The 13,552-nt window shown below is 57.0% G+C and carries 10 protein-coding genes; 1 reads left to right on the top strand and 9 read right to left on the bottom strand.

The genetic code is table 11. The features are described 5' to 3' along the window. Positions 1-23: 23 nt before the first annotated feature. From glnB to purL, 5 genes are all read right to left on the bottom strand, one after another. On the bottom strand, positions 24-362 hold the full coding sequence (gene glnB, locus AX755_RS06085) for a nitrogen regulatory protein P-II (protein WP_003860685.1): 339 nt from the start codon (positions 360-362) through the stop codon (positions 24-26). Between the two features lie 80 nt (positions 363-442). Next, entirely contained in the window at positions 443-1,780 is a 1,338-nt protein-coding gene (glrR, locus tag AX755_RS06080) for a two-component system response regulator GlrR (RefSeq protein WP_062856457.1), read from the bottom strand. After that, positions 1,767-2,504, bottom strand: a complete 738-nt coding sequence (gene qseG / locus AX755_RS06075; protein ID WP_061771661.1) for a two-component system QseEF-associated lipoprotein QseG — start codon at positions 2,502-2,504, stop codon at positions 1,767-1,769. The genes glrR and qseG overlap by 14 nt, the downstream gene beginning before the upstream one ends. 1 nt (position 2,505) lies before the next feature. Then, positions 2,506-3,933, bottom strand: a complete 1,428-nt coding sequence (gene qseE / locus AX755_RS06070) for a two component system sensor histidine kinase QseE/GlrK (RefSeq protein WP_029882227.1) — start codon at positions 3,931-3,933, stop codon at positions 2,506-2,508. Between the two features lie 529 nt (positions 3,934-4,462). Beyond that, on the bottom strand, positions 4,463-8,350 hold the full coding sequence (gene purL / locus AX755_RS06065; RefSeq protein ID WP_062856456.1) for a phosphoribosylformylglycinamidine synthase: 3,888 nt from the start codon (positions 8,348-8,350) through the stop codon (positions 4,463-4,465). Between the two features lie 267 nt (positions 8,351-8,617). Between purL and mltF the strand changes: the two genes are divergently transcribed. Beyond that, positions 8,618-10,168, top strand: coding sequence for a membrane-bound lytic murein transglycosylase MltF (gene mltF / locus AX755_RS06060; RefSeq protein ID WP_013098308.1), 1,551 nt, complete (start codon positions 8,618-8,620; stop codon positions 10,166-10,168). Here mltF and tadA read toward each other — a convergent pair. The 4 genes from tadA to murQ are packed head-to-tail and all read right to left on the bottom strand — an operon-like array spanning position 10,056 to position 13,527. Then, complete coding sequence (gene tadA / locus AX755_RS06055) at positions 10,056-10,595, bottom strand: tRNA adenosine(34) deaminase TadA (RefSeq protein ID WP_032618416.1); 540 nt, start codon at positions 10,593-10,595, stop codon at positions 10,056-10,058. The two genes, mltF and tadA, sit on opposite strands and share 113 nt — an antisense overlap. A gap of 24 nt (positions 10,596-10,619) precedes the next feature. Beyond that, the gene (gene yfhb, locus AX755_RS06050) at positions 10,620-11,255 is read right to left on the bottom strand and encodes a phosphatidylglycerophosphatase C (RefSeq protein ID WP_013098310.1); all 636 of its coding nucleotides are present in this window, start codon (positions 11,253-11,255) and stop codon (positions 10,620-10,622) included. A gap of 3 nt (positions 11,256-11,258) precedes the next feature. Then, a complete protein-coding gene (locus AX755_RS06045; RefSeq protein WP_029882224.1) occupies positions 11,259-12,620 on the bottom strand; it encodes a PTS transporter subunit EIIC in 1,362 nt (453 codons plus the stop codon). A 13-nt stretch (positions 12,621-12,633) separates the two neighbouring features. Then, positions 12,634-13,527: an N-acetylmuramic acid 6-phosphate etherase gene (gene murQ, locus AX755_RS06040; RefSeq protein WP_062856455.1), complete on the bottom strand. Its 894-nt coding sequence runs from the start codon at positions 13,525-13,527 to the stop codon at positions 12,634-12,636. Between the last annotated feature and the right edge of the window lie 25 nt (positions 13,528-13,552).

Raw genomic sequence — 13,552 nt, 5'->3', positions numbered from 1 at the left:
CGGTCTGCAAATCGCTGACAATGTTAAATCGCGGCGTCGTCTTCTTCGCCGGTACGGATACGGATGACACGCGCCACGTCAAAGACGAAGATTTTACCGTCGCCAATTTTACCCGTTTGCGCCGTACGGATAATGGTATCCACACAGGTATCGACAATATCGTCGCTTACCACGATTTCAATTTTCACTTTCGGCAGAAAGTCCACCATGTACTCTGCACCACGGTAAAGCTCGGTGTGGCCCTTCTGACGACCAAAACCTTTCACTTCGGTCACGGTCATACCGGTGATGCCCACTTCCGCCAGCGCTTCACGTACATCATCCAGTTTGAAAGGTTTAATAATCGCATCAATCTTTTTCATGGTGGGTCCTTAAACTCTTGCCTGTAAGCTGCGTCGTAATCGATTGCTCACAGTATCATATTCATTCGAAGTTTGCGGTACTACTCTTTAAAATCGTTGGCTTCCAGCTCATGGCGTGACAGCAGCTTATAGAACTCGGTGCGGTTGCGTCCGGCCATGCGTGCCGCGTGGGTCACGTTACCTTTAGTGATCTGCAACAGCTTACGCAGATAGTTTAGCTCGAACTGGTTACGCGCTTCGGCAAACGTCGGCAGTGCCGTGTTCTCGCCTTCCAGCGCCTGCTCCACCAGCGCGTCACTGATGACAGGTGACGACGTCAGCGCCACGCACTGCTCTATCACGTTGACCAGCTGACGCACGTTTCCCGGCCAGCTTGCGGCCATCAGCCGCTTCATCGCATCGGTGGAAAACGCCCGCACAAACGGTTTGTGGCGATCCGCAGACTGGCGCAGCAGGTGATTCGCCAGCAAAGGGATATCTCCCGCACGTTCGGCCAGCGCCGGAATTTTCAGGTTCACGACGTTCAGGCGGTAGTAAAGATCTTCACGAAACTCATTGCGCGCCATTACCTTTGGTAAATCACGGTGCGTGGCGGAGATGATGCGCACGTTAATGTCGATATCGCGGTTGCTGCCCAACGGGCGCACTTTTCGCTCCTGCAGCACGCGCAGTAATTTGACCTGCAGCGGTGCAGGCATGTCGCCAATCTCGTCCAGGAAAAGCGTACCGCCTTCTGCCGCCTGGAATAGGCCTTCCCGGCTGCTGACTGCACCGGTGAACGCACCGCGGGCGTGGCCGAACAGTTCAGATTCGAGCAGTTGTTCCGGCAGTGCGCCGCAGTTAATGGCAATAAAGGCGTTTTTGCTGCGTGGGCTGGCATTATGGATGGCCTGTGCCAGGATCTCTTTCCCGGTGCCACTCTGCCCGTTAATCAGGACGCTGACGTCAGACTGCGCCACCATCCGGGCCTGTTCCAGCAGACGCAGCATGATGGGGCTACGCGTGACAATCGGCTCCCGCCACGCCTCATCGCTCGACGGGGCAGCATGTTCCAGCGCACTGTCGATGGCCTTATACAGCGCGTCTTTGTCCACCGGCTTGGTCAGGAAGCTGAAAACCCCCTGCTGTGTCGCCGCGACGGCATCCGGGATCGAGCCGTGCGCCGTCAGGATAATCACCGGCATGCCCGGCTGCTGCTTCTGGATCTCTGCGAACAACTGCAGGCCATCCATTTCATCCATCCGCAGGTCGCTTATCACCAGGTCAATTTTCTCACGGGCGAGAATTTTCAGCCCCTCCAGCCCGCTTTCAGCCGTCACGACGCTGTAGCCTTCACTGACCAGACGCATTCCCAACAGCTTGAGCAAACCGGGATCGTCATCCACCAGCAGTAGATGGGCAGGTTTACGGCTCGTCATGCTTCACATCCTCTTGTTTCGGTGTATCGCTGTCCGGTGCAGCAGATGAACTCCCAGGCTGATATTTACGCGACGAGAGCTGTCTTTCGATATCGGTCAGGTTCTCCAGCTTACGGGTCGTGGTATCCAGTTGCGTACGCAAATGTTGTTGCTGCTGACGCAGGGTATCCAGCTCGCTGTCGGTTGACTGTTGCAGCTTGCTGTAACGGGAGCGCTCTTCAGACAGCTGAAGTTGTAATGTCTGCCCATCGCGCCAGAGCTGATAAACAGGGCGTACCTGAGCGGGAAGATATGCCACAAAGGTGTCGAGCCGCGTGACGTTCGTGCGTCGTTCGACAGGGGTAATTTTGGCATCCCCAAGCAATATTCCGCGCTTGAAGGCGTCCTGCCAGGTATCGTCGTCCAGCATCGCCGCTTTTGAGCGGGCTTCAACCGGAGCCAGACGCTGCGCGCAGTCTATTCCGCGTAGCCAGAACAGAGGATTGGTTTCGACGTCATGCCCCGACAGGTTCCAGATGTCGTCGCAGCGGGTTGAGAGAAAATCTGCCAGCTGATTCTCTGGCCATTTATCTTCCTGTTTATCGCTAATGGCACTTTTTGGCACATGGGAAACACACCCCGCCAGCAATAAACAAGGCAGACTCAGGCGCAACGTTTTACGGGAAAACACCGCGCGTATGGCGCGGAAAAAGACGTGTGACATACTCACCAGACATAGCTTCATTTTATTGGTTTTTCCGGCTCAGGGGCAGTTCGATACGGAAGCAAACATCGGAACGTTCATCCGTGACAATGTTTAGCTCCCCCTGCATGCGTCGTATACAGTCCCGGGCGATACTTAACCCCAGACCGCTTCCTTTAACCGCACCTTTTCGCTGATGACTTCCCTGGAAGAAGGGTTCAAATATCATCTCTCTTTCGTCATCGGGGATCGGGGTGCCGGTGTTGGCGACATCAATAAAGACCCGTGAACCATTCGTATAGCTTCGGATATAAATGTTACCGGATTCAGTACCATAGTGCACCGCATTGGAATAAAGATTATCCAGAACGCTCATCAATAACATCGGTTCAGCCAGGCAGGTTGGCTCATTCAGCGTCACCCCGGTATGCATCATTTTAGCTCTTGCAGGCAAGCTGTGGGCAGAGATCACCATATCCACCAGCGGCTCAATCTCGACATTTTCGAGGACGACCGCTCCATCCGCCAGCTTGCGGTTGTAATCGAGCAGTTGCTCAATTAATTTCTGCAGATTGCGGCTACTGGCGTCGAGGATCTCAACAATCTCTTTCTGCTCCACCGTCAGCGGCCCCGCCACTTCGTCTGCCAGCAATTCCGTGCCTTCGCGCATGCTGGCCAGCGGCGTTTTAAGCTCGTGGGAAATATGACGTAAAAACTGATGACGCTGGGATTCCAGCCACGACAGGCGCTCCGAAAGCCAGATAATCCGCTGCCCCACGGAACGCAACTCGCGCGGGCCTTTAAAGGCCACCGTATCGCCCAGTGATTTCCCCTCCCCCAGACGATTGATCATCCGCTGGATGCCCTTCACCGGGCCGATGATCATTCGGGTAAAAAGTAACACCAGCGCGAGGCTGACCAGGAACAGCACCAGCGCCTGCCAGCCAAAGAACTGACCGCGTTCGGCAATCTCCTGCTGCAGTTGCTGACCGCGAGAGAAAATCACCGCACGGGTAGACTGCACCATCTCAGCATTGGCATTGGCAAAGGCTTCAAGCCGCGCGGCTGCGGCGGCATCAGGGCCACTGTTCTTACACTGCAGCTGGGCCAGGTCGTTCAAATCCTGACGTAATGCCTGGTAGAGCTTATCGTCCGGCAACACGCCGGCATGCGCATCCAGCATCTCGCTATAGCGTTTACGCTGATTCTGGTAGACCTTTTCCAGCGTGCGATCGTCAAGCACGCAATACTGACGATAGCTACGCTCCATCTCCAGCGCGGCGTTGGTCATCGCTTCACTGCGTCTGGCGTCAATGAGCGTCGTGCGGTTAGTCAGTGCCGCCTGGGCACTGAGCGCGTTCAGGCTTTGCCACGCCTGCCAGGCCAGAATCAGTAAAGGCAGCAGGATCAGCAAAAAGGCCATCATTACGAGTTGACGCAGGGAACGGGGGAAAACGGGCCAGCGTTTCAACGCATTACTCTCTTTGAATGGGTTTGAGGAGAGCGTAACTGAGTCTGCCCTTCAGATACAACAAAGCCGGGTAAAAACCCGGCTTTGTCATGGAATGAGGCGGTGCCTAACTCGACGTTTCGCCCTGTCCTGATAAAGCAACGCTATGATCAGTAGTTGGACGGCAGGCACCTTTTTGTGCGTCATTCGAAGTTTATGTAGCACGTCCCGAAGGGGCTGACATAAGAAGGTGAATGAGCCACTGATTAATATTATGCAATAGATGTGCCAGAATGCAAATAAATACATTATCGAATTGATATTTATATAATTTATGGGTTTCCACCGTTAATTGCTCGCTGAATGATTTCCAGGCTAAGTGTCGCTAATCAGCAACACCTTAACGGGAACCGCCCCTGTCATATATAAATCAAAGAGTTAAATGTCTCCTTTTGGAGACAGTGGCATTACGGGTCTGTCGCGAAATTGCGACACACATAAAAAAGCCCGGTAGCGCTTTCACGTACCGGGCTTTAAAGGGCAATACCGATTAACCCAACTGTTTCCGTGCGTTGCGGAAGATACGCATCCACGGGCTGTCCTCGCCCCAGTTTTCCGGGTGCCAGGAGTTGCTCACGGTGCGGAACACGCGCTCAGGGTGTGGCATCATGATGGTCGCACGGCCGCTTTCGCTGGTGACCGCCGTGATCCCGTTCACCGAGCCGTTCGGGTTAGCCGGATAGGTTTCCGTCACCTTGCCGAAGTTATCAACAAAGCGCAGCGCCACCAGGCCTTTGCTCTCAAGCTGAGCCAGATGGGCGGCATCACGCACTTCTACCTGACCTTCACCGTGAGAAACGGCGATTGGCATCTGCGACCCTACCATTCCCTGCAGCAGCAGAGACGGGCTTTGAGTCACTTCGACCAGGCTGAAACGTGCTTCAAAGCGGTCGGACTGGTTACGCACAAAGCGTGGCCACGCTTCACTGCCCGGGATCAGCTCGCGCAGGTTAGACATCATCTGGCAGCCGTTACACACACCAAGCGCCAGGGTTTGCGGACGATGGAAGAAGTTTTCGAACTCATCGCGCACGCGGCTGTTGAAGAGAATGGACTTCGCCCAGCCTTCACCGGCACCCAGCACGTCACCGTAGGAGAAACCGCCGCACGCCACCAGCGCATGGAAATCTTCCAGACCGGTGCGACCTGCCAGCAGGTCACTCATATGAACGTCGATGGCATCAAAGCCCGCACGGTGGAAGGCCGCGGCCATCTCAACGTGGGAGTTGACACCCTGCTCACGCAGCACGGCGACTTTCGGACGCGCGCCGGTCGCAATGTACGGTGCAGCAATGTCTGCGTTGATGTCGAAGGAGAGCTTCACGTTCAGGCCAGGATCGTTGTCGTTGGCCTTGGCGTTGTGTTCCTGATCGGCACAGTCCGGGTTATCACGCAGGCGCTGCATCTGCCAGGTGGTTTCCGCCCACCACATACGCAGCGTGGTGCGGCTTTCGCTGAACACCGCATGGCCATCCGCTTCAATGACGAAACGGTCACCCTGAACGGCTTTACCCAGGTAGTGTACGCAGTCTGCCAGGCCATGCTGAGCCAGCAGGGCTTCAACCGCGTCACGATCGGCCGCGCGCACCTGAATCACCGCGCCGAGTTCTTCGTTAAACAGTGCCGCCAGACGATCTTCGCCAAGCGTTCCGATGTTCGCTTCAACACCGCAATGTCCGGTGAAGGCCATCTCCGCCAGGGTCACCAGCAGGCCGCCGTCGGAACGGTCGTGGTAGGCCAGCAGTTTACGCTGCGCCACCAGCGCCTGAATGGCGTCGTAGAAGCCTTTTAACTGTGCCACATCACGCACGTCCGCCGGTTTATCACCCAACTGACGGTAAACCTGTGCCAGCGCGGTGGCACCCAGCGCGTTGTGACCTTTACCCAGGTCAATCAGCAGCAGGGCGTTGTCTTCGGTCGAGAGCTGTGGGGTCACGGTATGGCGCACGTCTTCCACACGGGCAAACGCGGAGATGATCAGCGACAGCGGCGAAGTCATTTCGCGCTGCTCGTTGCCTTCCTGCCAGCGGGTTTTCATCGACATGGAGTCTTTACCCACTGGAATGGTCAGGCCGAGCGCAGGACAGAGCTCTTCACCCACCGCTTTCACAGCTTCATACAGGCCCGCGTCTTCGCCCGGGTGACCGGCAGCGGCCATCCAGTTCGCGGACAGTTTGATACGTTTGATATCGCCAATCTGGGTCGCGGCAATGTTGGTCAGTGCTTCACCGACGGCCAGACGAGCGGAGGCAGCGAAGTCCAGCAGCGCTACCGGTGTACGTTCGCCCAACGCCATCGCTTCACCGTAGTAGCTGTCGAGGCTCGCAGTGGTCACGGCGCAGTTCGCCACCGGGATCTGCCATGGCCCCACCATCTGATCGCGCGAGACCATACCGGTCACGGTACGGTCGCCGATGGTGACCAGGAAGGTTTTCTCCGCCACCGCAGGCAGGTGCAATACGCGATTCACCGCGTCTGCTACGGTAATGCCCTGACGATCCAGCGCGTTGCCCGCCGCTTTGCGAGTCTGCACGTCGCGGGTCATCTTCGGCGTTTTGCCGAGCAGCACGTCCAGCGGCAGGTCGATTGGCTGGTTGTCGAAATGGGTATCGCTCAGGGTGAGATGTTTCTCTTCGGTCGCTTCACCGATTACCGCGTACGGCGCGCGCTCGCGGCGGCACAGCTCGTCAAACAGCGGCAACTGATCGGCTGCGACGGCCAGCACATAACGCTCCTGAGATTCGTTACACCAGATCTCCAGCGGGCTCATGCCCGGCTCATCGCTCAGAATGTCGCGCAGGTTGAAACGACCACCGCGACCACCGTCACTCACCAGCTCCGGCATGGCGTTGGACAGGCCGCCCGCGCCAACGTCGTGAATAAAGAGGATTGGGTTTGCATCACCCAGCTGCCAGCAGCGGTCGATCACTTCCTGGCAACGACGCTCCATTTCCGGGTTGTCACGCTGAACGGAGGCAAAGTCGAGATCGGCGTCAGACTGACCGGATGTCATTGAAGAGGCCGCACCGCCGCCCAGGCCGATGTTCATCGCCGGTCCACCGAGGACGATCAGCTTCGCACCGACGACGATCTCACCTTTCTGCACGTGATCGGCGCGAATGTTGCCGATCCCGCCCGCCAGCATGATCGGTTTGTGGTAGCCGCGCAGCTCTTCGCCGTTGTGGCTGTCCACTTTCTCTTCATAGGTACGGAAGTAACCGTTCAGCGCCGGACGACCAAATTCGTTGTTGAATGCCGCGCCGCCCAGTGGACCTTCGGTCATGATGTCCAGCGCGGTCACGATGCGCTCTGGCTTGCCGAAATCTTCTTCCCACGGCTGTTCAAAGCCAGGGATACGCAGGTTGGAAACAGAGAAACCGACCAGGCCCGCTTTTGGTTTCGCACCACGGCCCGTCGCCCCTTCGTCACGGATTTCACCGCCGGAACCGGTCGCCGCACCCGGCCACGGAGAGATCGCCGTTGGGTGGTTGTGAGTTTCCACCTTCATCAGGATATGCGCCGGCTCCTGATGGAAGTCATAGCGCCCCGCTTCGCGATCGGCGAAGAAGCGGCCCACCTCGGAACCTTCCATCACCGCGGCGTTGTCTTTATAGGCAGACAGCACGTGGTCAGGGGTTTTCTCCATGGTGTTTTTGATCATTTTGAACAGCGACTTCGGCTGCTGTTCGCCATCAATAATCCAGTCGGCGTTGAAAATCTTGTGTCGGCAGTGCTCAGAGTTAGCCTGCGCGAACATATAGAGTTCGATGTCGTTCGGGTTGCGGTTCAGCTTAACGAACGCATCCTGCAGGTAGTCAATCTCGTCTTCTGCCAGTGCCAGGCCGAGACGCAGGTTAGCGTCAATCAGCGCCTGACGGCCCTGCCCCAGCAAATCCACGCTCTGTACTGGCGCAGGCTGATGGTGGGAGAAAAGTTTCTGCGCATCATCCAGAGAAGCAAATACGCTCTCCATCATGCGGTCATGCAGCTCTGCGGCCACCGCCTGCCACTGGGCGTCGCTCAGGGTGGAGGCTTCAACATAATACGCCACGCCGCGTTCCAGACGGTTAATCTGGTTCAGACCACAGTTGTGAGCGATGTCAGTCGCTTTGGAAGACCAGGGGGAGATGGTGCCTGGACGAGGCGTCGCAAGGATCAGTTTACCGGTTGGGGTATGGCTGCTCAGATTTGGGCCATACTTGAGCAGGCGTTCCAGCTGTACGCGCTCCTCTGCATTCAGGGGGGCATTCAGGTCAGCAAAATGGACATACTCAGCGTAAATATTGCTTACCGGAAGGTCGGCTGCCTGAAAACGTGCCAGCAGTTTGTTAATACGGAAGGCAGACAGTGCAGGCGAACCACGCAGAATTTCCATCATAAGTCTCTCGTCTTCGAAGCGCCGGGGCGCTTACAGTGTGCGCAAGGGGGGAAAACGGGCGTCATTATAGAGAATCCTGAGCGTCGACGAAACCGTTTGCGTCGAAATAAAATCGACGGCATCGTTTAACAATAGATGTGACCTCTCTCTCTAATTTGTTGCCAAGTGGCGTAACTTTACGCAAAATGCCGCTCAATCAATGGCAAACCTTATTTTTAACATGGCTACAGCATACTAAGGCAACCGGCGTCGCAGAGAATTAACTAATTGAAAAAATTAAAGATTAATTATCTGCTCATCGGCATTGTAACGTTGCTGTTGGCAGTGGCCCTCTGGCCTTCCATCCCCTGGTTCGGCAAAGCCGAAAACCGTATCGCCGCCATTCAGGAGCGGGGGGAGTTGCGTGTCAGCACGCTTAACTCTCCGCTGATTTACAGCGACATCAACGGCAAAACCATCGGTCTGGACTATGAGCTGGCTCAGCAGTTTGCCGATTACCTTGGCGTGAAGCTCAAAATCACCGTGCGCCAGAACATCAGCCAGCTGTTTGATGACCTGGATAACAACGATGCCGATATCCTCGCCGCCGGGCTGGTGTACAACAGCGAGCGCAGCAAGAATTACCAGCCGGGCCCGACCTATTACTCCGTTTCACAGCAGCTGGTCTATCGCGTCGGTAGCCTGCGCCCGCGTACGCTGGCCTCGATCAACGCTCAACAGCTGACGATTGCCCCTGGCCATGTGGTGATTGACGATCTGCGTGAGCTGAAGGAGAAGAAATACCCTGACCTGAGCTGGACCGTCGACCCTAAACTCGGCACGACCGAGCTGCTGGACCAGGTCAAAGATCAGAAACTGCCTTACACCATCGCCGACTCCGTGGCGATCAGCCTGTTCCAGCGGGTGCATCCTGAAATCGCCGTGGCGCTGGACGTGACGGACGAACAGCCCGTGACCTGGTTTACTCATCTTGATGACGATCAGACCCTCTCTGCGGCCATGCTCGATTTTTATAACACCATTAATGAAGACGGTACCCTGGCACGCCTGGAAGAGAAGTACCTCGGCCATGGTGATGACTTTGACTACGTTGACACCCGCAGCTTCCTGCGCGCGGTAGACAGCGTCCTGCCTGACCTGCAGCCTCTGTTCGAAAAATATGCGCAGGAGATTGACTGGAAACTGCTGGCGGCTATCTCGTATCAGGAGTCCCACTGGGACACCCAGGCCACCTCCCCCACCGGCGTGCGCGGCCTGATGATGCTGACTAAAAATACCGCGCAGAGCCTCGGGCTAACCGACCGTACCGATGCGGAACAGAGCATCAGCGGCGGCGCGCGCTACCTGCAGGATATGATGGCCAAAGTCCCCGAGACAGTGCCGGAAGAGGAGCGTATCTGGTTCGCGCTGGCCGCCTACAACATGGGCTATGCCCACATGCTCGACGCCCGGGCCCTGACGGCAAAAACAAAAGGCAACCCCGACAGCTGGTCTGACGTAAAACAGCGTCTGCCGCTCCTGAGCCAGAAGCCGTGGTACAACAAGCTCACCTACGGCTATGCGCGCGGGCATGAGGCTTATGCCTACGTGGAAAATATTCGTAAATATCAGATTAGCCTGGTGGGGTATCTGCTGGAGAAGGAAAAAGAGGCGACAGAGGCGAAACAGCTGGCGCAAAGCTATCCGGTTGTGGCACCGGACGAAATTAATCGTCCGACGACTTCAATTCTGCCTTTTGTTGCTTTTTCTGCTGACGGCGCATTCGAAAGAAATCACTTAATAGCCCCGAACACTCTGGTGCAAGCACCCCACCGATAGTCTTCACCTGATGGTTCATTCCCGGGTGTCCAAGCACGTCCATCAGCGAGCCCGCAGCACCGGTTTTTTCATCCCGCGCGCCAAAAACCAGCGTACCGATACGGCTGTGCACCATCGCGCCGGAACACATGACGCATGGCTCAAGCGTGACGTACAGCGTGGTGTCGAGCAGACGGTAGTTTTGCAGTACCAGCCCCCCCTGACGAAGCGCCATGATTTCTGCGTGAGCGGTAGGATCGTGGCGACCAATCGGGCGGTTCCACCCTTCTCCAATCACCTGGTTGTTATGGACAAGCACCGCCCCCACGGGCACTTCTCCCTCGTCCCAGGCGCGCCGGGCAAGGGTGAGCGCATGGCGCATCCAGTATTCGTGTGAGAATTCAGGGTTGGACAACGGTTGATACTCCAGTCGAAAAGCGGGCGGCATTATACACACCCGCTATGGATAAAACTATTCGAGTTGCTGAAGTTCACCCGCAGGCGTGACGCGCCAGCGGTGCTGGCAAAAATAGAGCAGCGGGTTGTCCTGCTTACTGTCACTGTAACCGCTGTACAGGCGCAGCGGCGTGCCAATGCGCATCTCCAGCTGGGCCACCTTTTCATGCCCCAGACAGCGCATGCTCAACACCCACCCGCCGTAACCACGAGAGATCTGCGTGGCGATCAGATTCACTCTCGGCAACCACGGCGTATCAAAATAGACCTGCTCTACCAGCGACTGCGGCGAGCCGGTAATCAACCAGATATCGGCGTCGTTCGCATCGAGGTAGCTGGTCAGCCGTGCCTGCACAACCGGAAACGCCGTCACATGATCGCGAAACCAGTGCGCAAAGTCTTGCTCAAGCTGTTTGAGCCGGGCTTCACTGTGGCCAAAGGTACAGCCCCAGAGCAGCAGGCTCATTGGCCAGCGCGCTGCCCGGCCTTTCACCAGCAGCGCAAGGCCAATCACGGGTAACAAAGGTAAGACGAGCAGTGCGTTCAGGGGCTGACGCCGCAGCAGGTAGCGCATAAACGTGCCAAACATATCCTGCTGATGCAGCGTTCCATCCAGGTCGAAAAAGACAACACGACGCTCGTGATTAGCCAAACCTTACTCCTCTGGGTCGTTGAATCCCGCCAGCCAGGTAAACAAGAACCCGGCGATCACCGCTACCAGATAGCCTAACAGATAGAGCATGACTTTTCCGGTCACGATGGTGAGCGCCAGCGGTAAACCGGAGAGTCCAAAGGTGATAACAGTGGCAACTTTCCAGTAGCTGATAAGCGCCCCGCCCACCGCCCCGCCCAGACAGGCCGCGAGGAAAGGCTTACCGAGCGGCAGCGTGACACCAAAAATCAGCGGCTCGCCAATGCCCAGCAATCCGACCGGTAGCGCCCCTTTAATCACTTTTTTCAGGCGCGCGTTACGGGTTTTCATCAGCACGGCAATCGCCGCACCAACCTGACCTACCCCCGCCATCGACAGAATGGGCAGCAGCGCGTTATAACCATGAGCCTGCACCAGCTCGACGTGGATCGGTACCAGCCCCTGATGCAGCCCGGTCAGCACCAGCGGCAGGAAGGTTCCTGACAGCACAGCGCCCACTAATAACCCGCCGCGATCGATAGCCAGAGAAGCGCCGTGGGCAATCACCTCAGAGATCCAGCCGCCCAGCGGCTGCAGGGCCACAATCGCCACACAGCCGGTGATAAGCGTGGTCAGCAGCGGATTGAGGATCAGCTCAATGGAACCGGGCAGAACGGCGCGCAGCTTTTTCTCAATCCAGCACATCAGGATGACCACCAGCAGCACCGCAATCACCCCGCCGCGCCCGGGCTGGAGAGCCTCGCCAAACAGGGTTATCTGCGCAAGCTGCGGGCTGGAGAGAATACCGGCCATCACCCCGCCCATCGCCATTGAGCCGCCAAACACTTTGGCGGTGTTAACCCCAACCAGAATGTTCATGATGGCGAAGACAGCGCTACCAAAGATCCCCAGAATGCCGAGCAGGTTCGGGTAGTGCGTGGCAAAATCGCCGACAATATCCGGCCGCTTGAGGATATTGATGATCCCGGTGATCAACCCGGAGGCAATAAACGCCGGAATAAGTGGAATAAAGACGTTTGCCAGCTGTCGCAGCGCATCGCTCATGGGGGCTTTGTATTTGGCCTTTGCCTGCGCTTTGGTGCGCTCGGCATCGTCAACCGGCACGGCCGCCCCTCCGCCCATCAATGCGCGCATGGCATCAACGACCTGCGCCGCTTTTCCCGGCCCGACGATCAGCTGATGCTGCTGCCCCTGCTTTACGTACCCGCTGACGCCAGGAAGCTGCTTAAGGTGCGCGATATCAAGCTGGTCGTCGTCATGCACCTCGACGCGCACACGCGTCATGCAGTTTTCCAGACGCTGAATGTTCTTCTCTCCGCCGATCCCCTGCAAAATATGGCTGGCGAGCGCTGCTGTTTTTTCCATACACGCCTCTGTGTTAGTTTTCTAATGCCGCCCGTAAGAATCCATTATGCTCGGCAAGCCTGGCTCGCGCGGCGGCGGCATCCAGCCCGCTCAGGATCATCAGAATGGCCGGTTTCACATCGTGATCGGTTTGTTGGAGTACGGCTTCCGCCTCTTCGCGGCTCGCACCGGTCGCTTCCATCACCATGCGACAGGCCCGGTCCACCAGCTTGACGTTGGTGGCCTGCATATCCACCATCAGGTTCTGATACACCTTGCCGAACTTCACCATCGCGCCGGTGGAGATCATATTGAGCACCAGTTTTTGCGCGGTCCCGGATTTAAGGCGCGTGGAGCCAGTGAGCGCTTCGGGCCCGACGACCGGCGAAATAGCGATGCAGGCCACCTGCGCAATGGGCGAGCCTGGATTACAGGAGATAGCCACGGTAGTGCAGCCCGTCTGATTGGCATATTCCAGGCCACCAATGACGTAAGGTGTGCGCCCGGAAGCGGCCAGCCCGACCACCAGGTCGTTTGCGTTGAGGTTAAGCCCTTTCAGGTCATCTTCACCGAGCTGTTTGTTGTCTTCCGCCCCTTCTACCGCCTTCAGCAGCGCGCCTGGCCCACCGGCAATGAGACCGACCACCAGCCCGTGCGGAACGCCGAACGTAGGCGGACATTCAGAGGCATCCAGCACGCCGAGTCGTCCGCTGGTTCCGGCGCCCATATAAATAATGCGGCCCCCCGCCTTGAGCGCCTGCGCCGCAGCATCGACGGCCTTCGCCACCTCTGGTAATGTCTCTTTCACTGCCAGTGCGACCAGCGTATCCTGTTGATTAAAACGATTAACCAGCTCCAGGGTGGAGAGAGCATCCAGATCCATGGTTTGCGGGTTACGCGTTTCTGATACAAGTGAGCCAAGATTCATCTTTTTTACCTCTGGAATTTTTAAT

The organism is Enterobacter sp. SENG-6 (genome assembly GCF_001605945.1).
In the GTDB taxonomy this organism is placed as follows: Bacteria; Pseudomonadota; Gammaproteobacteria; order Enterobacterales; family Enterobacteriaceae; genus Enterobacter; species Enterobacter cloacae.
The sequence above is the reverse complement of the archived record's forward strand: the minus strand, read 5'-3'. Positions and strand labels throughout refer to the sequence as shown.